Origin of the sequence: Galbibacter orientalis DSM 19592 (assembly GCF_000260115.1) — a bacterium.
In the GTDB taxonomy this organism is placed as follows: domain Bacteria; phylum Bacteroidota; class Bacteroidia; order Flavobacteriales; family Flavobacteriaceae; genus Galbibacter; species Galbibacter orientalis.
In genome coordinates this window covers 3,757,332-3,783,754 of sequence record NZ_JH651379.1, presented here as the reverse complement: position 1 = coordinate 3,783,754, position 26,423 = coordinate 3,757,332, and the positions used below count along the sequence as shown (strand labels likewise).

Sequence of the window (26,423 nt, the reverse complement as noted above, 5' to 3'; positions counted from 1 at the left end):
AATAAAAATGCCAAAAAGAGAAGACTTAAAGAGTATATTGTTAATAGGGTCAGGACCTATTATTATCGGGCAAGCATGTGAATTTGATTATTCTGGTTCACAAGCATTAAGATCGCTTAGAGAAGATGGAATAGAAACTGTTTTGATAAATAGCAACCCTGCTACCATCATGACAGACCCATCAATGGCTGATCATGTTTATCTAAAGCCTTTAACCACAAAATCAATTATTGAAATTCTAAAAAAGCATCCAAATATTGATGCGGTTTTACCTACAATGGGAGGTCAAACGGCTTTGAATCTTTGTATTGAAGCTGACGAGAAAGGAATCTGGGAAGATTTTGGAGTGGAAATAATTGGAGTAGATATTGATGCAATTAATATTACGGAAGACCGCGAGCAATTCCGTGAATTAATGCTGAAAATAGGAATTCCAATGGCGCCACAAGCTACGGCTACTTCTTTCTTAAAAGGAAAAGAAATAGCACAAGAGTTCGGTTTTCCATTAGTAATTAGAGCATCCTATACCCTAGGAGGAGCAGGTGCTTCTATAGTGCATAAAGCAGAAGATTTTGATGAGTTATTAAGTAGAGGTCTTGAAATATCTCCTATCCATGAAGTAATGATTGATAAGGCTTTGATGGGATGGAAGGAATATGAATTAGAATTACTTAGAGATGATAATGACAATGTTGTTATTATCTGTACAATTGAAAATATGGATCCAATGGGGATTCACACTGGAGACTCTATTACAGTAGCTCCTGCTATGACATTGTCTGATAGAACTTTCCAAAAAATGCGAGATATGGCTATCCATATGATGCGTAGTATTGGAGATTTTGCTGGAGGTTGTAATGTACAGTTTGCTGTAAGTCCAGATGATAATGAAGATATTATTGCTATTGAAATTAACCCACGGGTATCTCGTTCTTCTGCATTAGCATCTAAAGCAACAGGTTATCCAATTGCAAAAATTGCTAGTAAATTAGCAATAGGTTATTCTTTAGACGAATTACAAAATCAAATTACAAAATCTACTTCTGCCTTATTTGAGCCTACATTGGATTATGTAATTGTGAAAATACCACGTTGGAATTTTGATAAATTTGAAGGTTCTGATAGAGAATTAGGACTCCAAATGAAGAGTGTTGGAGAGGTAATGGGAATTGGACGTTCGTTCCAAGAAGCTTTACACAAAGCAACACAATCTCTAGAAATCAAAAGAAATGGCTTAGGAGCAGACGGAAAAGGATACAAAGATTATGACCAAATTATCGATAAATTAACACATGCAAGTTGGGATCGTGTGTTTGTAATCTATGATGCTATACAGATGGGAATTCCATTAAGTCGCATCCATGAGATTACAAAAATTGATATGTGGTTCTTAAAGCAATACGAAGAATTATCTTTCTTAGAAAAAGAGATTTCTACTTATACTATTGAGACTATTTCTAAAAGTTTATTGCTAGAAGCAAAACAAAAAGGTTTTGCAGATAGACAAATAGCACATATGCTTGGATGTTGGGAAAGTGAAGTTCACAACAAGCGTGATGAAATGAGTATTAATAGAATCTATAAATTAGTAGATACGTGTGCAGCAGAATTTAAAGCTGCAACACCTTATTATTATTCTACTTTTGAAGATGTAGTACAAACTGCAGATGGAGAAGTATATTCAGATAACGAAAGTGTAGTAACAGATAAGAAAAAAATAATAGTATTAGGATCAGGACCGAATAGAATTGGTCAAGGGATTGAGTTTGATTACTGTTGTGTGCACGGAGTATTAGCTTCTGCGGAATGTGGTTATGAAACTATTATGATAAACTGTAATCCTGAAACAGTTTCTACCGACTTTGATACAGCAGATAAATTATACTTCGAGCCAGTTTTCTGGGAACATATTTATGATATTATTCGCCATGAAAAACCAGAAGGTGTAATTGTTCAGTTAGGAGGACAAACAGCTCTTAAACTTGCTGAGAAACTCGACAAATACGGAGTAAAAATTATAGGAACTAGCTACGAGTCTTTAGATCTTGCTGAAGATCGTGGGAGCTTTTCAACATTATTGAAAGAAAATAATATTCCTTATCCTGAATTTGGGGTTGCAGAAACAGCAGATCAAGCTTTAGCGCTTGCAGATGAGCTTGATTTTCCAATTCTAGTGAGACCTTCTTATGTATTAGGAGGGCAAGGAATGAAAATTGTTATCAATAAAAAAGAATTAGAAGAGCATGTTGTAGATCTTCTGAGAAAAATACCAAACAACAAATTACTTTTAGACCATTATCTTGATGGGGCTATCGAAGCAGAAGCGGATGCTATTTGTGACGGGGAAGATGTGTATATCATCGGAATTATGGAGCATATTGAGCCTTGTGGAATTCACTCGGGAGACTCAAATGCAACATTGCCACCGTTTAATTTAGGAGACTTAGTATTGGAGCAAATAAAAGATCATACTCGTAAAATTGCTTTAGCACTTAATACAGTTGGATTAATCAACATTCAGTTCGCTATTAAAGATGATATGGTTTACATTATTGAAGCAAATCCACGTGCATCTAGAACGGTACCTTTTATTGCAAAAGCATACAAAGAACCTTATGTAAATTATGCAACTAAAGTAATGTTGGGAGAGAAGAAAGTTAAAGACTTTACCTTCAATCCGCAATTAGAAGGATATGCAATTAAACAACCGGTATTCTCCTTTAATAAGTTCCCTAATGTAAATAAAAAATTAGGACCAGAAATGAAGAGTACAGGAGAGAGTATCTTATTTATAGATAGCTTGAAAGATGATGAGTTTTACGACTTGTATCAGCGTAGAAAGATGTATTTGAGTAAATAATATTCTTCAAATAAAATTATAGAAAAGGCTACTAAGGAAACTTAGTAGCTTTTTTTTGATTGATTAATTGAGGTTTAAATATTTTTGAACCAGTAGCTAAAAGAATTTTCTTCAGTAAAAAAGAAACCCCGCTAGCGCAAACATCATACTCGTGCCGATATGATAAAAGATGCTATCTTATATTTAGAGGAATCCAATAAATTTTACTCAGTCCATTATTGCTTTCCTTTATGTATTGTTGCAAATCTGAAAAGTCTTTAAATGTTCTTGGAGTTAAATCATTTCTTTTGCTAGTAAAATATAATAGCTGGCTTTGCTCATCGTAGAAGGGGCAGTATTCCATATATTTGGTATTGATGGCTGCTCCCATATTCTCAGCCTTCTCCCAATTTCCCATGGAATTCTTTTTGGAGATATAAAGATCTCCGCTACCATAACCATCTGCTTCATTATATTTTGTAAAGATTAAAAAATCTTCCTTTTTAGAAATAAAAGCATTGAATTCATACCCAGCACTATTAATATGTTTGTCTAAAAGCATAGGACTTTGGTAGGCTCCATTTTGCCATCTACATACATAAATATCGTCTTTTCCCATACCTTCGGGTGAGACCATAGTAAAATATAAATTGTTATTTTCACTTAGTGAAGGATAAAATTCATCAAGATCTGAATTTACAGGTTTTCCTAAATTTATAGGTGCAGACCATTTTTCGTCTTGTTGCTTTCTTTCTACATACCATATATCGAAGTCTTTTTTAATGGTATCAGCACTATGTAAGGGGCGGTCAGAGACAAAATACAAGCGGTTCCCATTGGCAGATATAAAAGGTTCTAAATAGGAAAATGCATCAGAAAATGGCATTAATTCGGGCTCGCTCCATGTATTATTTTCTTTTTTGATAAAAGCAATTTGAGAAATTTCCTGAAAAGGACTTTGGATAGTAAAGAACGCTTCCTTTCCGTCTGCAGTTATAGCAAGATCTCGAACACTGAGGGATTGATTGAAATCGTGATTAAACTGGGCGACTTCTCTTGTATGTTGTGCCCTTACTCCATAAGATGTAAGAACAATTATGATGAGGAATCTAATTTTCAGCATTGTTATTATTTAGGATGTCAATATCAAATATAGTGATTGTTATATTCTGAATAAGTTATGGACTTATCTAAGTAAATAAAATAAGATTTTAGATGAATGTTCTAATAGTTGGAAACCAAAAAACAATGCATTTTTTTATATACAAATGATTAAGTCCTTATTTTTTAAAGTATGGGTATAAAAACTAAGCAGAAATTTATGTGTAAAGTATCAAATGTTATTTTAACATAGTTTTAAAATGGTAACTGCAACATTCGTTAAAAATACATGTCTTTTAATTATAAACCATACATAAGAAAGATATGAATTCGAAACATAAAGCTCCTATTTTTAGTTTATTCCTATTGTTTACCTTCACTATTTATGCACAAAAAACAGTTAAAGACACTCTTGATTATGAGTACATTTTTGGAATGGCTATAAAAGGGGAGATAACCCCAATTCTAAACTCCCTAGATACATTACACTACTCCCCATCTGTAAGACAGTTTAAATATATATCTAATTATTTATGATGCTATTCTTTTTGTATTATAAATTTGATCAGGTGGTACTTTTCCTATTTCAGTATGCCTTCTTTTGGTGTTATAGAATTCAATATATTCCGTGACCATTTGATAGAGATCTAGACCTCCGTTTGGTGGGTTTAGATAGATCTTTTCATATTTAAGAGACTTCCAGAAGCGCTCAATAAAAATGTTATCCAAAGCTCTTCCTTTGCTGTCCATAGATATTTGAATATCATGTTCTTTAAGCACTTCAATATATTCGGAGCTGGTATATTGTGACCCTTGATCGGAGTTATGGATCTCCGTATTGCCATATTGAGCGATAGTGTCTCTAAGAAGCTCGATACACCACTGTTTGTCCATTGAGTTTGAAATACTCCAATTAAGTATTTTTCTACTATATACATCAATGATAGCATTCATATACATAAAGCCACGGAACATAGGAATATAGGTGATGTCAGTCTGCCATACTTGGTTAGGGCGGTCTATTACTAAGCCCTTCAAGAGATAAGGGTACTTATAGTTTTTAGGATCCCTGATGGTGGTTTTAGGTTTTCTATATATGGTCTGTAATCCCATAATTTTATACAGCCGTCTTATTCTTTTCACATTTACGTGGTAGCCAAGATCAAGGATGAGATAATCAGTCATCCGTTCGACTCCATAATAGGGGTGTTCCAGGAACTGCGCATCTATTGCCTTCATCAGTTCTAAATTCAATGGACTCTCACTTTTAGGCTTATAATACAGACCAGAGCGATGAATGTTAAGGATTTTACATTGTTGTGCAAGACTCAGCCTTGGATGAGATTTTACTACCTTTTGTCTTCTTTCAGTAGTACTCATTTGCCCAAGACTTTCTTTAAAAAATCATTCTCAACTTGTAATTGACCGATCTTACTATAAAGCGGTGCGGTATCCACAGCTGGAGTATCTTTTTCTGATTTGGACTCGAAAGCAAGTTCTGCGTTTTTTAAAAACTCTCGCTTCCAATTGGATATTTGGGCTGGATGCAATTCAAATTTGGCAGCAAGTTCAGGTATACTTGTCTGCTCTTTTATCGCTTCAATGGCTACTTTGGCCTTAAAGGATGCGCTGAATTTTCTTCTTGATGTTTTCATATTGACAGGGTTAAAATTACAACTTAATTTCCTGTCCTAAATTTGGGGAGTATTATAGTAGTGTAGTAATTAATGTGGGGTAACTGTTTCCAGTAATTAATAAATTAATTTTGAAAATAATAACAGGCAGTTTGTTACCAACTGCCTGTAGTGTTCTTAGGGTTTATAACTAGTCTATTAAGGCTGCATCGTTGTATTTTTCATTAATGTAACGCGAAGCAATTCCGAATTCCCATTCACTAAAAATGTTTTTTAAATCATCTTCAGGAGCGGATGTAACTACTTTATTAGAAGCTGTTTTTGTGTATAAATTGTCAACAGCTGCGGTAACTTGGTTATATTTGTCATATTCGAGCATTACCTCAGCACGGTCTTTTTTCAAATCTGCAAGTATCAAATCGTATGTAGCTTTGGTAGCAACATATTTTTCTGGTTCTTCTTTTAAGATTTTTTTTAAGCTTTCGGCAGATGCTTTTCGGGCTTCCAGAATAAGATCTTTTAAGATACTTAATTCCTGCTCAGTAGTAGCTAAAATCTGTTGAACTCCAATAGCTTGTCCTTCATCAACACTCATCATAACTTCAAATACAATTTGAAATGATCCAATGTATTGATTTGTAAAGAAAGTATTATTGGTAAACACTTCTCCTGTAGACCCGAAGAATAGATGTAAGCCTCCAGAAAGAGGCATGTCTTTAAAAGTAGTTTTTCTAGAGGTTTTACTCGCCGTTGCAAATTGAGTCAGAACACCAGAGATAATAGCTTTAACTCTTTTAATAATAAGGCTGTAATCTCCTTGAAAGGCACCTAGAAAATCTTTTGCGTCATCAACAGTAGATTCTTCAGCATCTTCTGAACCAGGAACTTCTTTAGAAGGGAAATTCCCGTCGCTTAATGCATTACCAATCATATCAACCATATTGTTAATCCTAGCTAAACTCCAATCGTCATAATTCTGGTAATCACTATTCCTGTTTCCGAAAAACCGAGCATGATCCCAACCATTACCATCATAATGTGAAGTGATATTTTCTTTAATTTTTGTGAAAATTTTTTCTTCTTCTTTTTTAGAATCTTGATCCAATTGATTCATGTACTCACGAAACTTTTGATCATCTTTCATTTTTTGTTCAATTGTTTTGGACTTTCCCATTTTTAATAATTTTAGTGGTTAATAAATAAGAGAATTTAATTCTTAATTCTCCATTAAGTCTTTGTTCAAATTTATTTTGATACCACTTTATATAGAACCGTATAAATACTTAATTTATAAATCAAGTATTTTTACTATTCACATAGAGAGCAAACTAACCTGTCCTCTTTATTTTCTATATGTTTCTAAAACACCACTGTATTTGTTAATACAGGTTTGTAATGCAGAGGAAGTAGGGATTTATAAAAGAGTAATAAGTATTAGGTCATGCTTATAGATATGTTGATTATGAACCTAAACAAAGTATTAGGATTATAATGTAATATCTTTGTACTTAGGGAAGGAGAAAAATTGCACACCTTTTTAATGATTTTAAATGAAATCAAATAAATGCATAAAAATTAAAAACACTGAAAATCAATAGATTAACAGTGTTTTATTTTGACCTATTTCTAGGTTCGTCGGGATGACAGGATTTGAACCTGCGACCACACGGCCCCCAGCCGTGCATGCTACCAGACTGCACCACATCCCGTAATTAATTCAATAACTTTTGAAAGCAAAAAAAAGAAATGTCAATAACATTCACAATAATAATTCATATAAAAATTAATATTTATATTAAATTAATTTAATATAGAAAATAGTACTTTTACTGTATTAGAAACATACCATATGTACAATAAATTTTTTATAGTTATACTTTTTTTATTAGCAGGAATGCAGTTGTTTGCCCAAAAAACTACAGGGTTTAATTTGTACAAAAATTTTTCTATAAAAGGAGATTCTAGAGTTATTGGGAATAATATAGTGAGTCTTCATACCACAAACCCATATAATGATGTGGGGTATAAGGCAAAGAAAAACGACCGACTCCCAATGGTGTATATCGACATTGATAATGACTCAAATACTTTTAGTTCGAGTTCTGCAAATATGACTATCCCAGAAAGCGCCTCTTCTATAGCGTATGCTGCATTGTATTGGGCTGCAATATATGAGTATGAAGAAGCGGAAATGAAACGTAGAAGAACAGGTTATGAATTTGTGCCAGTAAAGCCAAGAGTAGAAACTTTTAATAAGGTGCTGCTAAAAACTCCAGAGGGTGAATATAAACCAGTTCAAGGTTCTGTTTTAGAGGATTATAAAGATAGTATTGGGAGGCCTTATTTATGTTATGCAGAGATTACTGATATATTAAAAAGTACCTCTAAAACTTCAGGAATCTATACTGTTGCCAACGTCCGTGCTACTCAAGGACATATTTTGGGAGGAAGCTCTGGAGGGTGGATGATGTATGTTGTATATAAGGATGAAAGTCTTTCTAAAAAGGAGTTTACACTTTTTAACGGATTCCAATCTGTAGAAAAAAGCGAATTTGAATTGAATATTTTGGCAAGAGATAGTTTGAGCACTTCAATAACTCTAGGAGTTTTAGAAGGGGATGAACGATTAAAAACCGATGAAATATCTTTAAAATATTCTGAAGAAGCACCCCCACAAGCAATAGCTTCTTCAGTTAGACCAGCACATAATTTTTTTAATAGTTCTATTACAATTAATGATGAAGTTTTTATAGAACGTAATCCAAATAGTTTAAATACGCTTGGTTTTGATATAGCTTCTTTTAATTTACCTATTAAGAAAACTAATTTAGAGGATGAGGTAAAACTTAATTTAAAAACAGTTAGAGATAAATTTTTACTTTTCTTTACAGCCTTACAAACAAATGTAGAGGAAACTAAAGCACCTTTAAGCTTGTCTACAGAGAGGCAATTAGCAATTCAAGATAGTACTCCAAAAGTTGATAATGATACTATTTTGTTGAAGTCAATTAAAGTGAAACAAACACTAAAAATTCCTAGTCAAAGTACTGGATATTATTTAATTACGAATGTTTTTTCTGAACAAAAACTAGCAAACAATTGGAAACAACATCTAGAAAAGGATGGTTTTAATCCAAAATCTTTTGTAAATAGTAAGAACAGTTGGGAGTATGTATATATAAATTATAGTGAAAAGGTTGAAGATTTATATGCGGATTATACTAAATATAAAAAGAAGGATCTTTATAAAGAAATCTGGATTTTAGAAATTAAAGATTAGTTTTTAGACAGTTGATTAATAAATGTTTTGATGAATGAGATTCTCTTGTAAATGATATTTTGAAGTATAAAAAAATCGGCTTTGATACATGTATCAAAGCCGATTTTATATGAAGTAATTTTTTATTTAATGCGTCATCAACATACGTTTTGCTTCCGCTTCAAGGTTTACGTATGGTTCCCCTTCAACAGTAACAGCAACTCCTTGAATAGAACCTCCTTCAAACTCTCCAGGAGCTTCATATAAATTACTTACATTATCACCACTGTCGTATCCAACACATAATCCGTCTCCAGATAAAGTAAACTTGGCTGGTTGCGTACGCATTGGTCCTTCTGCAACAACCTCTTCATTAACATAGAGCTTCATGTTTCCAATAGATTCTCCATATTCTCCAGCTTTTTCTCTGCTAAATTCCATTCCTAATGTATATTTTCCTGGTTTTAAACTTACATTAGAGGTAAATACTTGCTCTGGCTTAATTCCTAAGAAATTATATACGTAGTATAATTTTTTGTCTTTAATAAAGAGAGAATGGCCGCCAAAACGAGAACCATGAGCAAAAAGAACACCCTCTACATTTGGATCTTTAATCTCTACATTTGCTAAAATTTTATAATCTCTCCCCCGTACATTTACAGCAACTCCTTCTGGAACTGGTGCTGTATTAGGGTAATATACATAGCGGTCTTTAGCAGCTTCCTGAGCAGGCCTTTCAATAGTTAATAATTCTGCTGCGCTTCTATCGTCAAGCGGAAGTACTTTATTTATTTCAGCTTGATGGAACCATTCATCAATTAGTTCTTGAAGTTTTTCTGGATTTTCTTCAGCTAAGTTATTAGATTCAGAACGGTCTTCAGCAACATGATAAAGCTCCCAAACATCTTCGTCAAAATGACCTTTACCACTTATTGGCGCATGAACAGCAGCAGCTTTCCAGCCATCTTTCCAGATACCTCTAGTACCCAACATAGCAAAATATTGTACTTCTTTTTTAGTAGCATCGTTTGGTTTTGCATCAAAAGTATACACCATTGATGTTCCAGAAAGTGGAGTTTGTTTTGCTCCTTTGTATACTTCTGGAAACTCTATTCCACAAGCTTCTAGTAAAGTAGGTACAATATCTACAGAATGATGATATTGATGGCGAATTTCACCTCTTGCTTTAATTCCTTTTGGCCATGAAATTACCAGCGGGTCATTTGTTCCCCCTGCGTATTGAGAATATCTTTTAAACATTTTAAAGGGAGCAGAAAATGCTGCTGCCCACCCCGTTGGGAAATGGTTGTATGTATCTGGACCTCCTAAAACATCTAGATACTTCATATTCTCTGCTAATTCGTCTGGATAACCGTTAAAGAATTTATTTTCGTTAACAGAACCATTTGGACTTCCTTCTCCAGATGCCCCGTTATCGGCAGCATACAATACAATCGTATTTTCTAATTGTCCAGTTTCTTCTAAATAATCAATAATTCTACCAACTTGAGCATCTGTATATTCTGAGAATCCAGCATAAACTTCTGCCATTCTTGCGAATAATCTTTTTTCATCTGCATTTAATTCATCCCAAGGACGTACAAAATCTCCAGGATTAGCTTGATCTTCTGGCATAGGGTTAAAGTCTGCCATTCCTGTATCTTCGGGTATAATTCCTTTTTCTTTCATGCGTTTAACTACCCATTCTCTGTAAGCTTCATACCCATCGTCAAATTTACCTTTATATTTTGCTGTGTATTCTGCAGGAGAGTGATGTGGAGCGTGATTTGCACCTGGGTTAAACCACATATAAAAAGGTTTTGATGGGTTGGTAGCGTTTTTGTCGCGTAACATTGTAATAGCTTGATCTGCTAAATCTTTGGATAGGTGATATCCTTCTTCTGGAGTAGCTGGCGCTTCAATAAAGTGATTGTCTTCTACTAAATCTGGATACCAATTATTAGTTTCTCCACCTAAGAATCCGTAAAACCTGTCAAATCCAATTTGTGTTGGCCATTCAGTTCGGCTTGCACCTGGAGCAATGTCTTGTTCTGGAACATTATGATTTTTACCAATCCAAAAAGTACTCCACCCATTGTCTCTTAAAATTTCTGCAAAAGGAGCGCAATCGTCTGGAACACGTCCGTTAGAACCAGGATATCCATCTGCTGTTTCTGTAATAGAAGCCATCCCGTTTAAATGGTGGTTTCTTCCTGTTAAAATAGTAGATCGGGTAGGAGAACAAAGAGCAGTAGTATGCCACTGTGTATATGTTAGTCCATTTGCGGCTAATTTATCCATTGTAGGCATATTTATACGTCCCCCATAAGGAGACCATGCTCCAAGACCTGTGTCATCATAAAGTATAAATAATATGTTTGGAGCGTCTTTAGGTGCCGATTTTGGTGTGTAAGCAGACCAATCTGCTTCCGAATCACGGATGTCTAGTGCTATTTTTCCTTTAAAGTCATCTTCTGCTTCATTGCTAGTCTCATCTGAAGTTGAGCTAGATTTTGTAGTACAAGATACAACTAGTAAAAGGCAAAAGATACTTACCATGTGGGGGAGTACTTTACTTAAATTTTGTTGAATTTTCATTTTTTTCTTTTTTTTGGTTGTGTGGATTTTATTACATGTTTTACGTAAAGATATAATTATTTTCAATAGAATAAAGTAATATTCTTACATATAAATACTTAAATATTGTAGTATTATATTTTTATTTTATTACTTATTAGTATTTTATGGGTTTTTGAGTAAAATGTATTCCCGTTGTGTATTTAATAAGAATTAATGGTGTTGATGTAGAAAATGATTTTTATAGAAAAATGTGTTGGTAAGAAAAACAAGCTTAAAGAATAACACTATGAAGTTAGCTTCTATTAATAATTTTTAGTAGGGTAGGAGGTGGAATAAAAGAATTATTTGTGAATTGGTGGCAAAAGATTCTTATTAAAAATTAGAGTATAAAAAAAGGCTTCACATTTCTGTAAAGCCTTTTTATTTGTTGTAGCGAGATCGGGAATTGAACCCGAGACCTCCGGGTTATGAAAATAAAAATAAAAACATTAATTTAACGTAAACCACCTTAAAATCAATTAGTTATATATTTTTCTGTTTTACATAATATCAAATAAAATCATTAAAAAGCATAAAATGTTTTACCTATGTTTTACCTAAAATGATTAATTTTATAAAAAACTTTTATGATATGTCGTCTATTAAAGTGCTTTTATGGAAGAAAAACAAAAATAAACTTTTACATCCTTTAGCTATAAGAATAACTAAAGATAGAAGGACATCTTATTTTTCAATAGGTCAATATATTGAAGAGAAATATTGGGACAGTCATAACCGAAAAGTCAAAAAATCACATCCGAATGCAGATAAAATTAATCAGTTAATCTTGGTTAAACTCGCTGAAATTAATGGGTGTATGCTCGATTCAGAAGCGTTAAATTCACATGCTTCGGTAGCAACAATTAAAAGAAAATTGACTGTAGCCAATACGATGGATTTTTTTAGTGTTGCAGATGAGTACCTACAAAGTCTAATAGACAGGGAGAAATATAATCAATACATAAGTCAAAAGGGGCGAATTAAAAAATTACAATTATTTGTAGGAAATTCAAAATTGAATTTTAAAGAAATTACTGTACCTTTTCTTAAAAAGTATGAGACGTTTTTATTGCATGGACAAAAAAAATCTCCCAGAACAGTAGTTAATCATTTAATTGTAATACGAACAATTTATAATCGAGCCATTGCAGATGAAATAGTGAGTAGAGATTTTTATCCTTTTGGGAAGGGGAAGATACAACTCAAATTCCCGCAGTCTGAAAAAATAGGGTTAAGTATAGAAGAGGTTAAAAAACTGGAAGCTGCTGATTTTTTAGCCCCTGCCCAAAAACATGCAGTAAATTTATGGTTGTTTAGTTTTTATTTTGCTGGGATACGAATAGGGGATTTGTTATTGTTGAAATGGTCAGATTTCAAAGATGGTAGGTTGTATTATCGTATGAGTAAGAACAAAAAATATGATTCTTTAAAGATTCCTGAAAAGGCTTATGCTATCCTTGAGTATTATAAAAATGAAATGGGGGTCAATAAGAGGGCATTGGTTTTTCCTGATATTGGGGAGGTAAATTTAAATGATAAGAAGCATATAGCAGTTAGAGTTAAAACAATCACTAGGAATTTGAATAGAAGACTAAAATTAGCAGCTGAAACGCTTAAAATTAATAAGAATATTAGTATGCATATTGCGCGTCATACTTTTGGTAATATTTCAGGAGATAAAATACCAATACAAATGTTGCAAAAGTTATACAGACATTCTTCTGTGACTACAACTATAAATTATCAAGCTAATTTTATGAAAAAAGAAGCAGATATGGCTTTGGATAAAGTGGTTAATTTTTGAATGAGAAAAAGGAACTACATCTTTTTGGATTTTTTGAGTGTTTACGATGCCTTTCAGTGAGTCGAAAATGGACTGACACCGAATTGGAAAAACATTAACATTATACAACTATATTTTATTGTGTAAAAATAACTTTGAAGTTGCTTTTTTAGTTGTATAGAATTTGAATAAGTTAGTGAAAGTAATTTTATTTTTGGATGAAACCTGTATACAAATAGTCTTGTATTATTTAAACTTAATAAGTTATAGCATTTTAAATATACAGAGCGGTTTAAATTAAACTAAAATTTATCTCTGACCTACTAAAAATATACTATCGATTGTACTTATGAGGTTAAAAATTCTATGCAAAGTACTTATTGAAGCAGCTTTCGATTAATTCATAAAATCCGGACTTACAATAATTCAATTGTATTCCTTTCTAGTAATTTTCCTTGTTTCACCTTATATAAAATGGATTAATATATAAATAATTAAAAAGGTGAATTTTTGAAGTAGCTTCAATAGGTAAACCTTTGTGAGTCGGTGATTTAATGTAAAATTAAATAGTTAGCTGAATGAATATACTACAAACTTCTAATTATACATCAATTTCAATTTTTTTAACGAATCTATTCTATTAATTACCTGATATACTGATTTTATTCTAAATCGTTTTAGTTAACATATTTTTAAGATTTTGCCCATTTGTTTCTTTAAAAAAGACATTTGTTATCCCTTTCGAGGTTAATAAAATCAACCTTTGATTAACTAATTTAAACGTTAACCAATTATGAAATTTAATTTACCTTTTGAGTTTAGGTATAAAATCTTAATCATGACAATTCTATTAGTCGTTGGTTTTGGTCGGATCCAGGCACAAAACAAGCCTATTACAGGCATCGTTACAGGGGATGGAGGCCCGCTCCCAGGAGTCAGTATAATTGTTAAAGGAACAACAATTGGAACAGTAACAGATTTTGATGGGAACTTCGAAATTAATACGGATTCAGATAACGTGTTAATTTTTTCCTATATCGGTTTTAATGAGCAGGAGGTTTCTTTAAATGGTAGAACTCACTTAAATGTTGAACTAAAGAACGACACAGAAACTTTAGATGAAGTTGTTGTAATAGGTTATGGGAAACAAAAGAAAAGAGAGTTAACAGGAGCTGTTGGCCAGGTGAAGTCTGAAAGATTAGAAAAGATACCTACTTCAGATGTCGGTAATGCATTACAAGGTCAAATTGCTGGTGTAAATGTTACATCAAGTAGTGGTCAGCCGGGTTCAGATGCAGTTATTTTAATTCGTGGTATTAATTCTGTTTTTGGTAGTAATAGTCCACTTTATGTAGTGGATGGAATTCCTCAAGACGGTAACCCACAATTAAGTGTATCAGAAATAGAAACTATAGATGTATTAAAAGATGCTGCTTCTGCTGCTATTTATGGAACTCGAGGATCTGCAGGCGTAATACTAATTACAACTAAAACAGGAAAAGTAGGAAAGATGGATATTGGAGTCAATAGCTATTTAGGGATGCAAGATATAACATCGAGTATACCTTTAATGAATTTTGAAGATTCAATGTATTCACAATTTATTAGACTCAATAATTTAAACGGTACGTATCCAAATAATTCATTTACCACCTTAGAGCAAAATCCAAATGATTTTACTAACGATACAAATTTGATGGATATCCTGCAAGTTGATAATGCTTTGATACAAAATCATAATGTAAATATTACTGGAGGAAAAGAAGGATTAACATATAATCTTTCCCTTAACTATTTTGACCAGGTAGGATCGTTAATTAATTCAGGATTAAAACGATTCAACGTCCGTGCAAATACAACCTATAAAAAGAATAAATGGACAATTACTACAGGTATTGGTTTACGAACAGATGAACAACAATATACTCCATGGCAGATTTTGTTAGATGGGTATAGGTATAAACCATATCAAAAGGAAATAGATCCAGATGCCCCAACTATTAGTGATAGTGCAGGAAACAACACTAATAACGATGCTATTAATCTTAGCAACCTAGCCGGTAAGCTTAAACAATCTGATGAGAGATTTGGAGATGATTTTAATATACGTACACAGATTGATTTTAACTTATTTAAACATTTAAAATTAACTACAAGAGTTTCTATGGGTAGGACAAATAATAATCGTGTAACTATTAATCCCTTATTTCAAGCATATAGTTCGGATGGAAGTCTTATACCACAACAAACAAGATCGGGAGTTAAAAATCAGAGTAGCAGAGCTACGAGTGCTACAATAGATGGTATTGCAACCTATAATAATAATTTCGGAAATCACCATGTAACACTTGTGGGAGCTTACTCTACTGAAAAATATACTTATAATTCATTTTTTGCTCAAAAATTTGAATTATTCAATAATGAAGTGGTAAACCTAAATGGAGCAACATTAGATGCTAATGTAGGAACTGGTAATGGATATGGGCAAGATAGAGTTAATACATTAATAGGTATGCTGGGTCGTGCTCAATACGATTATAAAGGAAGATATTTATTTAGCGCAAGTATTAGAAGAGATGGTACAAGTAGATTTTCAGCAGATAATAGATGGATATATGCACCTTCGGCTTCTTTAGCTTGGATTATTTCAGATGAAAAAGGTTGGGAGGATGTTTTTGGTGATACTTTTAATTTTTTAAAAGTTCGGTTTAGCTATGGTACTACAGGAAACCAAAGTATTCTAGATTATAGTACGGATCCAACCATTGGAATAGGAAATGATTATGTTTTTGGAACAGGTTCTAATGAGGCACTTGTTTTGGGAGCAGTACAAGAAGCATTTAAAAATCCAGATGCAAAATGGGAGAAAAAAATAGAAAAAAACTTTGGTATGGACTTCGGTTTTTTTAATAATAAACTAACCCTAACAAGTGAGATTTATGATGGTTCACGAAGCAACATGCTCTTCCCCGTTATATTGCCACCAACAGTTGGAGGAGGTAATAATTCTAGCGTAATTCTAAATGTGGGTGATATGAGGAATTATGGAATGGAATGGAGTGCAAATTATAAGCACTCGGGTAAATTTAATTGGAGTTTAGCAGCAAGTTATTCTTCAAATAAGAATCAAATTACAAAAATGAGTGATTCTAATAAATTTTCATTTTTAAGCGGAAGTCAAGTTGCTCCTGGATTGCCAGGAGAAGATTTAGTAACAGCCTTAAGAGAAGGATATGAAGCAGGAGCTTTCTTTCTTATAGAAACTGATGGCTTAGTTAGAACTGAAGAAGAATTAATAGAATATAGAGAGTTAGATCCGACAGCGGAGTTAGGATCATTACGTTATGTTGATCAATTAACGATCGATACAGATGGAGATGGAGTTCTAGATGCTGGAGATGGAACTATTAATCTTGACGACAGAGTTTATAAAGGGAGTGGAGCTCCTGAATATGAATTAGGTTTAAATTTTACATCTAACTATAAGGGAATAGATTTATCTATGAATTGGTATTCTGCAATTGGTGGAGAAATTATTAATGGAAGTAAAGCATATGCTTATAAGCAAGGAACACATCAAGACTTAGTTTATCAATGGACTGTTAATAACCCAACCTCAAATATCCCTGCAGATAGGGGTAGAGATAACGCCAACTATAGAGGCTATACAGATTTTTGGTTACAAGATGGAAGCTTTGCCCGTTTAAAAAATATCACTCTCGGGTATACTATGCCGAAAAAATGGAGTGATAAATTGAACATTAATATGCTAAGATTTTATTTGGCAGCCGATAACTTATTAACTATTACCAATTATGATGGCTTTGATCCTGAAATAGGGAATGATGGGCTTAATACGCGAGGCATTGATGCAGGTGTATACCCAATTAGTTCTATATATAGAGCTGGAATAGAATTTAAGTTTTAATAAAATAATTATAAGATGAAAATATTTATATCTAACAAACTGAATATCTTTTTATTGTGTATTCTCATTTGTTCTTCATGTTCAGATGATTTTTTAACAGAAACAAATCCTAATGAATTATCGACAGTTAGTTTTTGGAAAAACAATATTGATTTAAACTCAGGATTAACCGCAGTTTATAATGGTTTTAAAAACACGCAAATTTTAAATGTAGTAGGCGAAAATAATAGAGCTGATTTAAATTATCCTGGTTTCGGAAGACCAAACCCTAATAATCAACTTGCTGTGTTTTATAATCATACTTTCAATGACTCACAAGTGGATATAAACAATAAGTGGTCAGCACTGTATGTTGTAATTTTTAGAGCTAACCAGGTAATTGAGAATGGCAATAGGCTAATAGATACTTATACAGATCAAGAGAAAATAGATGAAGCCAATCAAATAATTGCACAAGCAAGGTTTTTTAGAGGAATTTCATATACATATTTATATAATATGTTTAATAAAGGAAGTGTTCCTATTTTCGATTTCGTTCCAGAGGCAGAAAGTGAGTTTTACCAACCACTTAGTCCTGCATCTAAGGTTAAAGAGTTTTATTTAGCAGATCTGGAGTTTGCATATAGCAATTTACCTCCAATTTGGACTAGTAATGATGATTTGGGAAGAGTTAATGCTGCAGCTGCAGCAGCAGAATTAGGGAGGAGTTATTTGTATGAAGAAGATTATACAACAGCCGCTGTATATTTTAATGATATAATAACTAATTCGGAATACGCTAGATCCTTAGTAAGTAATATTGATGATAATTTTTCTGAAGTAGGTGAATTTAATTCAGAATCTATTTTAGAAATTAGTTACTCAGTTAATTTTAAATCTGAGTTAAGTCCTTACGACAGTCAAAACGTTTCAAATACATTAGGTAGATCCTTTGCTCCTGGAAATTTAGGAGGTTACAGAATAGGTCTACCAAGTTGTTGGTTGCAAATAGCCTACAAAAATGAAGAATTGGATTTAAATGATCCTAGAAATTACGTTCCTTGTCAAGAAGGAGAAGAAGGTTGCGATCCAATTACTTTAACCAAGCCTAGGAAATATTCTCTACGAGCATCATACTCTTTAGCATTTGCAGACGATCTAGATACCCCATATTATGGAGGTCATCTACCTGGAACAGTAACAATATTTAATAATAATGAGTGCGCTTATTTTAGAAAGTATTCAAATTGGGCTACGGTAGATTCGGAAAATGATTTTGTGCCAAATACGAGATCTGGACTTAATATTCGTTTAGTTCGTCTGGCAGATATTTACTTAATGCTTGCAGAATGTTTAATAAAAGGAGGAACAGATGAGGGTGGAGTAACACAAGCTATAAGTTTGATCAATGAAGTTAGACATCGTTCTGCATTACAATTAATAGGTTTAAGCACTACTAGTACTTATCCAACTGCTAATCATGATAATAAAATATATACTGCTAAGGACGTAATGGATCATTTGATGTTTATCGAAAGGCCTTTAGAGTTAGCTGAAGAAGGACATGCTATCCGTTTTTTAGATTTAAGACGTTGGGGTATACTTAAAGAACGATTTGAAAACTTAAGTAATAGAAGATATTATGCAACAGATTTTGAAACAGTTGATCTAAAAGGAAAACCTGTAATACGTTATGGTGCCATTTTAAATGAGGGAGAGAACCCTATATCTAATGGATTTGAATTTCAAGATTTTCAGCAAGCTGCTGTAAATTATAATGAAAATTTACATGGATACTATCCTATTCCTAATAGTGAAGTTACAGCAAATCCAAATTTGAATAATTAAAATAAAAAAAGATGAAAAATAAATTATATTTATTAGTATTTATTATTATGCTTGTAATAGCATGTTCTCGTGATGAATATGATGAACCTAATTCATTTTCGGATGTTTCATGGTATACTAGTGGCTTCAGGGATTCAATTTTAAATGTAAATATCAATGACTATGCTTCATTCTCGGATCTGTCTCAAGGGGTAGTCTCGCATAAGTGGACAATAGAGGACGGAAACTACTATTTGAAGGGACCAATTACAAATAAAGATTCAATATATGATAAGTTTATTATAGAACCAGCTGTGTTAGAAACAGATGATAAAACTGTACATGTTTTATTTAAAAAAGGAGGAATTCAGAAAGTAAATTTATACAATGTTTTTGATCAATATGTTGAGTTTAAGGGCGCAGATGATTTTGTATTTAAATCTAAGGAAGTTGATGGGAGATGGGTAATAGATACCACTTTTTTAGTTGATGTATATGATACAATCGTTCCTAAAATTTTAATACGTCAAGATGGAAATATTATTTCACACGAATCCGATAGCGATGTAATTACGGTAGAAGCTGGTTCAGCTGTAGAATTTGTTGATGTAAGTACCGTTGGGAGGCCAAATACTAGATTATGGCAAATAGCTGGAGAAACAAATTCAGATTCACTTGCTACCATTCAGTTTAATAAATTAGGAGAATTTAAAGGTTCCCTAAATCTTAGTAGAACTGGAGAGAATGTTCCTGCAGATTTTGAGAAATATAATATTCCAGCTACTGTAAAAGTTATACCTTCATCTTTACCGTTCGAAGTTTCAGGAGCAGTAACCGAATCAGAATCTCAAATAATTCAAGTTCCTTTTAATGGTGAGTTTGAATCCTTTTCAGGACAAGAATCTCACTTTTCTGTTATTGTTAATGATTCTCCTTTTACAATAGCTTCAGTTAAAGTAAACACTAATGACGGCACTATGCTAGATATTAAATTAACTGATCAGATATATAGATCTGATGTAATTACTGTGAGTTACGATGGAGAAGGTTCTTTAATTTCTACAGATACTAGAAGTGCTGTAGGCTTTTCAGATTTGCCAGTCAATATGTTTCAACATGAGGTTATAAAATTTGATTTTGAAAGTGGAGCCTTAAATTTTGTACCTAAAGTAAATGAAAACCTATCAACAACTATTATAAGTAGTTCAACAGAGCAAGCAGCAAGTGGGACAATGAGTTTGAAAGTAGATGCCCCAGTTGCTGGAAACTTTTCAGCATTTATAAATTATGAGGATACTTTTCACTTAGAAGCAGGTGTGCCCGTGCAATATGAATATAAACTATATAAGGTTGATGGAGCTGCAATTCCATTTATGGCTCCATGGATAAATAGAGGAGGAGATGAAACCGTTACTCAATTCTGGCATAATGATATAGCAAGTGTACCTTCAAATACTTGGGTAACAATAAGGGTTGCTAAAAAATGGGAAGCTGCTAATACAGCCGACGATTATAATGTGTATGTTAGACATGGAGGAAAAGGTGTAATATACATAGATGACCTGAGAATAATTGAGGTAGATGAAAGACCTTAATTTGACCATTCAAATTCAATAGCTCGCTGTATTTTTACTAATCAAAACAAAAGAATGAAGATTTTAATAACAACATGCATCTTCATTTTTTTGCGAATTATTCATCTCTAATTTGGGGCTAGTAAATTGCAGTTGATTAAAATTTTTAAAAATGAAATATATATTAACTCTTATTCTAACGGTAATATCAGTAATGGTTTTTGCCCAACAAAGACCGAATGTAATAGTTGTTTTAGCAGATGATATTGGAATTGGTGATGTTTCTTATTATAGAAAAAAGCATTCAAACAATATTATTCTTGAAACACCCACAATTGATAGGTTAGCCAAGGAAGGTATGATTTTTACAAATGCACATACTCCTGCAGCCTTATGTGCTCCAACTAGGTATGCTATCATGACGGGAAATCACTGCTATAGAAGTTATGCGCCTTGGGGAGTTTGGGGATCTTATCAACAATCTCCAATACAGCCGGATCAATTAACATTAGGGACATTAATGAAAAATGCAGGTTATCAAACTGCTTTCTTTGGGAAATGGGGGTTTGGAATGGATTTTGCAAGAAAAGACAATCCAAATGAAATCTATAGAAGTCCTCGAAAGGAACATGAACTGGATGTTGATATTTCAAGAGTAATAGACAAGGGACCTTTACAAAATGGATTTGACTATAGTTTTATGTATCCAGCAGGAATACAAGCGGAACCGTATGCTGTGTATGAAAATGGCAAGATGGTATCATTGGGACCAGATTCCGAAATTATCTTAATCACCAAGAAGGATATGTTGGAAAAAGGAGTAACGCTTGATAAAAAAGAAGGTTTAGGCGATAGTAATTGGAACCCTTATAATTCTGGGGAATTATTAGTTAATAAGGCAGTTAACTTTATAGAAAGCACTACTGATAAATCGCCTTTCTTTATGTATTATTGTTCTCAAGCAGTGCATTTGCCTCATACACCTTCAGAAAAATTAAATGGTACTAACATTGCGGGTACTACACCATCCAACCACTTAGACATGGTTAAAGAATTGGATGTGCAAATGGAAATGATTATAAATGCTTTAAAGCAAAAGGGCGTTTACGATAATACTTTAATCATTTTTACTTCAGACAATGGAGGATTATTAGAAAAGGAAACTATAAAATCTGGTCACAAATCAAACGATATTTTTAGAGGAGGAAAAAATCAAATGTATGAAGGTGGGCATCGAGTACCTTTTATCGCATGGTGGCCTAGGGAAATTAAAGCAAAATCAGTTTCTTCTACACCTATTTTAGGTATTGATATTCTGGGTACATTAGCCGAGATTACGAATCAAAAATTAGAAGGAGATAATGCTATGGATTCATCAAGTTTACTACCTGTATTAAAAGGAAAAACTACTCAAGTTCATCCTTTTCTTATGACACAATCAGGTACAGGAAAGCAAACTATAATCATTAAAGATGAATGGAAATTAATTATACAAATTGATAAGAAAGATTATAGAATTAGAGAACCAATCGCATTGTTTAATTTAAAGGAAAATCCTACTGAAAATGAAGAAGATAATTTCATTAATAACCCTGCATATAAAGATAAGGTAGATGAATTATTTCGCTTATATAATGAAACGAGAGATAGTGGTATAGCAACACGAAGTTAGAAAAGATAGTACTACTACTTAAAAGAGGTAGTATAAAAATAGCTTTAATTAAGATGTCCAAAATATTCATGAAATTAGAATATTTTGGACATCTTTTAGTATGCAGAAAATATTATTTTAAGTTAAATTGTTGAATTACAGGATTATATGTAATAATAAGCTTAATTTTTCATTATTAATTTATCATTTTCGGTCGTAATACGTTCTTTCTGTCTTTCATTTAATCCTTGTTTAAAATAGACTTCTGGGCGATGATATACATGATGCTTTTTCATATCTACATCATTTAGATCTAAACTTAAATCGCAATCGAAACGTGCTAAAATAGCATGATTTTTATCCCACGTTGTGGCATTTGTAAAATGAGATATTCCCCATGTAATACCTCTTCCGCTTTTGGTGTTTGTAAACGCATCTGGAATATAAGGTCCTGCAGCAGCTGGCATCAGTTCTACGATAGAAGCAATTTCAAAATTTACACCATCTTTAGCGTATTGTATAGTATTATGCTCATTTCCATCTCTAATTGATAATGCGGCAATCCCCTCCTTAAATGGAAATAATGTTGTTTCATGTCCAGAAGTTAATACTGGATTAAGGTTGTTTTTAGTAAAGGGGCCAAACGGATTGTCGGCCGTAGCAAGACCTTGCATTCTAATTAATTCGGGTTTCCCATCGAAATCAGATTTATAATATAAATAGATTTTATCCTTATAAACTAAAGGATAAGGATCATGAATAGAATATTGATCCCATGTGTCTTTTGGTCCATTAGGAATTACGATTTTATTAGTTGCGATCCATGGACCGTCTGGTGAACTAGAATAAGACATCAAAACAGGGCAATCATCTCCACGTAACCCACTAGCTTCACTAAAACCTTGATAGTACAGGTAGTATTTATTTTTCCATTTTAAAATATCAGGAGTGGAAACAGATCGATGTCCTAAATTAGGTTTTGGTGGCCTAGGAATGGCAACACCTTGTTCTTCCCAAGTAAATCCATCCGTACTTGTTGCGTACCAAATTTCTGCTAAATCCCAGTCGGCAGAAGGTATCGTTTCTGTTGATAGTTTGGCGCCTTTAGGTGGGGTGGCAGTTTCTCTATATGTATACCAAACATAATATTTTCCGTTTTCAAAAATTATTTTTGAGGGGTCTCTTCTACTTATAGTACCGTCATGATTATTGTAATTAAAGCCCTTGAGTTCTGTGTATTTAAACTGAGTGTAGAGTTCGTTATTTTCAGGTCTAGGAGCCATATAGTTGTCATAGTTTCGCATCATAGAAGCACTAAGGGGCTGGTTTGGTTTTTCTGAAGGTAATATAAATGGAAAAGTTTGTGATTGAAGTTTCCATGAGATTAAAATTAATAGTATAAATAGCGATATAAAGGATTTGTTATTTTTCATAACCAGTTTATTGAAATATTAGATTTTTTTAGGTAACGATAAATTGTGTAAATATTAATTGTCTACCAATTTCCAGGATCTTACCCAATTATACGTGGTGGTTCTATCTGCTACACTACCAGTCATACCTCCATCATTTGGAACCGGATTCCAATCGTATGTTTCAACTACCATTCTTAAATACATTTCGATATCAAAATTAGCAGGTGGTTTTACGGTAGATTGTCTTTTACCATCTAAAAAGAAAATAATTTCGTCTTTGGACTTCCACCAAACGCCATAAACATGAAAATCATCATAGGTTTTTCCCTCAGTAAGGGCGCTTCCTTTACTAGTTCCTTTCTCATAATTACAATCTTCAGGAATATTTCTACTGTGCGTATTGGAATTCATGGCTTGATCAAAGTTTTTCATCCATTTAGCAGGATTAGTAATGTGCCCCACTGTTTCTTGTATATCCAACTCGGTAGTACGCTTGTCACAGCCTTCTAGTTCGCTTTGTTCATTAATTAGCCAAAAAGTAGAAGACATAAAAGTTTTGTTGGCTTTCATTTCACATTCATAATAGCCGTATTTCATCGCATTTCTCGATCCAACATAAGCACCTCCATGGGTAAATGTTTTATTATTTTTAATAATCGGTTTTTGTAATTTCGAAGCTGTAATTTGCAAAGCACCATCTTTGATCTTAATATTTTTAGCTTGGAATAATCCTGGTGCGCGGCCGATCCAACCTTGTCCAGAAATTTGCCATTTTTTTTCATCCACCTTTTCACCTTCAAATTCATCAGACATATTTTTGACTAGTTTCCAAGATTTATTTGCAGTTTCAGGAGCTTCCCCATTCTTAAAATATGGAGTTTCTTGTCCGAAAGTTATTGCTGTTACAAGCAATAAAGCGCTAAATAGTAACTGTTTATTCATTAGTAGTGTCATATCATTTTTAATTTGTTATTTCGTTATTTAAATAAGTTAATCGTTCTTTAATTAGTCCATTATTATATACTCTCTTACTCAACTTGGTATTGTCGATGGGATAAGAATAATGTTGATAAAAATCGCGTTGCAATACAATAGCATTTAATATAAGAAGTGCTTCGGTTGGTTTTTTAGATTGATATAAAATCTCTACTAATTCTTGTGATGTGTTTTTTATCCCCGTAATTCCTAAGTATTCTGCGGCTCGCATCTTGTTTAGTAATTGTGAATCGGAGGTCATTATATTTTCAATTTCGGAATGAAATATTTTTGCTTTTTTACCAAAACTAGAACATGTTATCAAGGCCCAGTAGCGCTGCCAATCATCAGTCGATTTTAAATATTTTAAAAGTATAGGAGTAGCCTTTTCAAACTCAAGCAATGATAAATTAGCGATTTCAAGATATTTTTTAATCTCCATTTTATGTGTACTACCAAAATTTACTGGGTTTTGAATGGCGTTTTCTAGTATATAAAACTCAGGATAAAGAGATAAATCTGGGAGTTTTTCCATCCAGGTGTTCAATTTTTTACGCAAGCTTATAAGTTGAGAGTGATATGCAGGATTATTGACTAAGTTTTCAGTTTCAAAAGGATCTTTTTCTAAATCGTATAAAGCTTCGGGTGCTTTTGGTTCAAAAAATTGAGATTGAATAGCATTCAGTTTTTTTGTTTTAAATAAGTCTAACCATTCTTGATAGACCAATTGTTTGTAACGGTAATTATTCATCAATCCATCGATGTTGAAAGGAGTGAAATTACGAATGTATTTCATGTCTCCTTTTCTTAAACTCCGCACCATATCGTATTTTTCGTCAAATCGATCAGCAAACCCGAATGTTTCGTCTCTATTTTCTAAATCTTTTATTGTAATATTTTTTCCTAAAAAAGGATTTCCATCCATGGTTTCAGGTATTTTAATTTCTGCTAAATTCAAAACTGTTGCTCCGAAATCTACGAAACTTACAAAAGCATTAGTTTTAGAACCAGGCTCAAAAGCGGTTAAATTTTTATATTTTTCTGGTATATATACTACTAATGGCACATGTAAACCTGTTTCTTTTAAATAGCCCTTACTGTCTGGTAAAACGCCACCATGATCGCCGTAGTAAAAAATAATTGTACTTTCTAGTAGATTGTCTTTTTTCAATTGATTAATAACCTTACCTACCTCTTTATCCATTTCAACTATTTTGTCTCGATAATACGCATTCGAATATTGAAATACTGATGTATTCGGATGATTGGGTTGTACAAAAACAGCATCAGGATTTTCCTTAGTTTTAGTTGAGTTCATTATTTCTTTAGAAAAGTGTAGTTGACCTTCATGGGTGGTTTGAATATTGTGCACATAGAAAAAAGGCTGCCCAGGACTTCTGTTTTTATAAGTGGCCTTTTTGGAAGATTCGTCCCAAACATGAGCTGGTTTTTTAATATTATAATCCTCTTTAGCATTATTTACAGTATAGTACCCAGCACGTTTTAAATAAGTAGGAAACATATCTTGGTTTTTTGCTAGGGTTATTTTTCCTTCTGCTCTATGATAATGGGTCGCTAGTTTAGGGCCATAACTGGAGGTGATTAGAGTAGAACGAGCAGCACTACAAACTGCAGCATTCGAAAATGCTCTATTAAATTGAATTCCTTGTTGTGCTAATTTTTCAATGTTAGGGGTGTCTACCCCATGTTCGTCAAAAAGTTTTATGTAATGTTTGGAGTTGTCTTCAGAAACAATCCATACAATATTTGGAGGTTGTGCTCCAACGAATAATGTAAAGAGAAAAAACAGCGTTACGTATATATATTTAAAATTCATGT

16 protein-coding genes and 1 tRNA gene are annotated in these 26,423 nt (G+C 32.9%); 8 read left to right on the top strand and 9 right to left on the bottom strand.

Annotation, left to right across the window (positions count from 1 at the left end; all coding sequences use genetic code 11):
* Nucleotides 1-7 precede the first annotated feature (7 nt).
* The gene (gene carB / locus JOOMADRAFT_RS16460) at nt 8-2,860 is read left to right on the top strand and encodes a carbamoyl-phosphate synthase large subunit (RefSeq protein WP_008615343.1); all 2,853 of its coding nucleotides are present in this window, start codon (nt 8-10) and stop codon (nt 2,858-2,860) included.
* A 172-nt stretch (nt 2,861-3,032) separates the two neighbouring features.
* Here the strand turns inward: carB and JOOMADRAFT_RS16455 are convergent, their stop codons facing one another.
* A complete protein-coding gene (locus tag JOOMADRAFT_RS16455) occupies nt 3,033-3,962 on the bottom strand; it encodes a TolB-like translocation protein (protein WP_008615342.1) in 930 nt (309 codons plus the stop codon).
* Nucleotides 3,963-4,264: 302 nt separating this feature from the next.
* Between JOOMADRAFT_RS16455 and JOOMADRAFT_RS16450 the strand changes: the two genes are divergently transcribed.
* On the top strand, nt 4,265-4,477 hold the full coding sequence (locus tag JOOMADRAFT_RS16450) for a hypothetical protein (protein ID WP_008615341.1): 213 nt from the start codon (nt 4,265-4,267) through the stop codon (nt 4,475-4,477).
* Here JOOMADRAFT_RS16450 and JOOMADRAFT_RS16445 read toward each other — a convergent pair.
* From JOOMADRAFT_RS16445 to JOOMADRAFT_RS16430, 4 genes are all read right to left on the bottom strand, one after another.
* Nucleotides 4,472-5,320: an IS3 family transposase gene (locus JOOMADRAFT_RS16445; protein ID WP_008611013.1), complete on the bottom strand. Its 849-nt coding sequence runs from the start codon at nt 5,318-5,320 to the stop codon at nt 4,472-4,474. The two genes, JOOMADRAFT_RS16450 and JOOMADRAFT_RS16445, sit on opposite strands and share 6 nt — an antisense overlap.
* Entirely contained in the window at nt 5,317-5,595 is a 279-nt protein-coding gene (locus JOOMADRAFT_RS16440; RefSeq protein ID WP_008611014.1) for a transposase, read from the bottom strand. The genes JOOMADRAFT_RS16445 and JOOMADRAFT_RS16440 overlap by 4 nt, the downstream gene beginning before the upstream one ends.
* 169 nt (nt 5,596-5,764) lie before the next feature.
* Nucleotides 5,765-6,748 (bottom strand): hypothetical protein, encoded by a 984-nt coding sequence (locus tag JOOMADRAFT_RS16435; protein ID WP_008615340.1) that lies wholly within the window; start codon nt 6,746-6,748, stop codon nt 5,765-5,767.
* A 461-nt stretch (nt 6,749-7,209) separates the two neighbouring features.
* Nucleotides 7,210-7,283 (bottom strand) — tRNA-Pro (locus JOOMADRAFT_RS16430).
* 140 nt (nt 7,284-7,423) lie between these two features.
* Here JOOMADRAFT_RS16430 and JOOMADRAFT_RS16425 point away from each other — a divergent pair.
* Nucleotides 7,424-8,854, top strand: coding sequence for a hypothetical protein (locus tag JOOMADRAFT_RS16425; RefSeq protein WP_008615339.1), 1,431 nt, complete (start codon nt 7,424-7,426; stop codon nt 8,852-8,854).
* A gap of 126 nt (nt 8,855-8,980) precedes the next feature.
* Here the strand turns inward: JOOMADRAFT_RS16425 and JOOMADRAFT_RS16420 are convergent, their stop codons facing one another.
* On the bottom strand, nt 8,981-11,431 hold the full coding sequence (locus tag JOOMADRAFT_RS16420; protein ID WP_008615338.1) for an arylsulfatase: 2,451 nt from the start codon (nt 11,429-11,431) through the stop codon (nt 8,981-8,983).
* A 613-nt stretch (nt 11,432-12,044) separates the two neighbouring features.
* Between JOOMADRAFT_RS16420 and JOOMADRAFT_RS16415 the strand changes: the two genes are divergently transcribed.
* From JOOMADRAFT_RS16415 to JOOMADRAFT_RS16395, 5 genes are all read left to right on the top strand, one after another.
* Nucleotides 12,045-13,256, top strand: a complete 1,212-nt coding sequence (locus JOOMADRAFT_RS16415; protein ID WP_008615337.1) for a site-specific integrase — start codon at nt 12,045-12,047, stop codon at nt 13,254-13,256.
* 817 nt (nt 13,257-14,073) lie between these two features.
* Complete coding sequence (locus tag JOOMADRAFT_RS16410; RefSeq protein WP_245547690.1) at nt 14,074-17,163, top strand: SusC/RagA family TonB-linked outer membrane protein; 3,090 nt, start codon at nt 14,074-14,076, stop codon at nt 17,161-17,163.
* Between the two features lie 15 nt (nt 17,164-17,178).
* Nucleotides 17,179-18,990 carry a RagB/SusD family nutrient uptake outer membrane protein gene (locus JOOMADRAFT_RS16405; RefSeq protein WP_008615335.1) on the top strand — a complete coding sequence of 604 codons (1,812 nt, stop codon included), beginning with the start codon at nt 17,179-17,181 and terminating at the stop codon, nt 18,988-18,990.
* Nucleotides 18,991-19,001: 11 nt separating this feature from the next.
* A complete protein-coding gene (locus JOOMADRAFT_RS16400; RefSeq protein ID WP_008615334.1) occupies nt 19,002-20,564 on the top strand; it encodes a hypothetical protein in 1,563 nt (520 codons plus the stop codon).
* A 151-nt stretch (nt 20,565-20,715) separates the two neighbouring features.
* Entirely contained in the window at nt 20,716-22,215 is a 1,500-nt protein-coding gene (locus JOOMADRAFT_RS16395) for a sulfatase family protein (protein WP_008615332.1), read from the top strand.
* A gap of 161 nt (nt 22,216-22,376) precedes the next feature.
* Here the strand turns inward: JOOMADRAFT_RS16395 and JOOMADRAFT_RS16390 are convergent, their stop codons facing one another.
* The 3 genes from JOOMADRAFT_RS16390 to JOOMADRAFT_RS16380 are packed head-to-tail and all read right to left on the bottom strand — an operon-like array spanning nt 22,377 to nt 26,421.
* Nucleotides 22,377-23,627, bottom strand: a complete 1,251-nt coding sequence (locus JOOMADRAFT_RS16390; protein ID WP_008615331.1) for a glycoside hydrolase family 117 protein — start codon at nt 23,625-23,627, stop codon at nt 22,377-22,379.
* Nucleotides 23,628-23,681: 54 nt separating this feature from the next.
* Entirely contained in the window at nt 23,682-24,563 is an 882-nt protein-coding gene (locus tag JOOMADRAFT_RS16385; protein ID WP_008615329.1) for a family 16 glycosylhydrolase, read from the bottom strand.
* Between the two features lie 7 nt (nt 24,564-24,570).
* The gene (locus JOOMADRAFT_RS16380) at nt 24,571-26,421 is read right to left on the bottom strand and encodes a sulfatase family protein (RefSeq protein WP_008615328.1); all 1,851 of its coding nucleotides are present in this window, start codon (nt 26,419-26,421) and stop codon (nt 24,571-24,573) included.
* Nucleotides 26,422-26,423: the final 2 nt, after the last annotated feature.

Bases quoted from the DNA above. Each gene is read 5' to 3' on its own strand.
- carB (WP_008615343.1), top strand. From the start codon at position 8: ATGCCAAAAAGAGAAGACTTAAAGAGTATATTGTTAATAGGGTCAGGA.
- JOOMADRAFT_RS16455 (WP_008615342.1), bottom strand. From the start codon at position 3,962: ATGCTGAAAATTAGATTCCTCATCATAATTGTTCTTACATCTTATGGA.
- JOOMADRAFT_RS16450 (WP_008615341.1), top strand. From the start codon at position 4,265: ATGAATTCGAAACATAAAGCTCCTATTTTTAGTTTATTCCTATTGTTT.
- JOOMADRAFT_RS16445 (WP_008611013.1), bottom strand. From the start codon at position 5,320: ATGAGTACTACTGAAAGAAGACAAAAGGTAGTAAAATCTCATCCAAGG.
- JOOMADRAFT_RS16440 (WP_008611014.1), bottom strand. From the start codon at position 5,595: ATGAAAACATCAAGAAGAAAATTCAGCGCATCCTTTAAGGCCAAAGTA.
- JOOMADRAFT_RS16435 (WP_008615340.1), bottom strand. From the start codon at position 6,748: ATGGGAAAGTCCAAAACAATTGAACAAAAAATGAAAGATGATCAAAAG.
- JOOMADRAFT_RS16425 (WP_008615339.1), top strand. From the start codon at position 7,424: ATGTACAATAAATTTTTTATAGTTATACTTTTTTTATTAGCAGGAATG.
- JOOMADRAFT_RS16420 (WP_008615338.1), bottom strand. From the start codon at position 11,431: ATGAAAATTCAACAAAATTTAAGTAAAGTACTCCCCCACATGGTAAGT.
- JOOMADRAFT_RS16415 (WP_008615337.1), top strand. From the start codon at position 12,045: ATGTCGTCTATTAAAGTGCTTTTATGGAAGAAAAACAAAAATAAACTT.
- JOOMADRAFT_RS16410 (WP_245547690.1), top strand. From the start codon at position 14,074: ATGACAATTCTATTAGTCGTTGGTTTTGGTCGGATCCAGGCACAAAAC.
- JOOMADRAFT_RS16405 (WP_008615335.1), top strand. From the start codon at position 17,179: ATGAAAATATTTATATCTAACAAACTGAATATCTTTTTATTGTGTATT.
- JOOMADRAFT_RS16400 (WP_008615334.1), top strand. From the start codon at position 19,002: ATGAAAAATAAATTATATTTATTAGTATTTATTATTATGCTTGTAATA.
- JOOMADRAFT_RS16395 (WP_008615332.1), top strand. From the start codon at position 20,716: ATGAAATATATATTAACTCTTATTCTAACGGTAATATCAGTAATGGTT.
- JOOMADRAFT_RS16390 (WP_008615331.1), bottom strand. From the start codon at position 23,627: ATGAAAAATAACAAATCCTTTATATCGCTATTTATACTATTAATTTTA.
- JOOMADRAFT_RS16385 (WP_008615329.1), bottom strand. From the start codon at position 24,563: ATGACACTACTAATGAATAAACAGTTACTATTTAGCGCTTTATTGCTT.
- JOOMADRAFT_RS16380 (WP_008615328.1), bottom strand. From the start codon at position 26,421: ATGAATTTTAAATATATATACGTAACGCTGTTTTTTCTCTTTACATTA.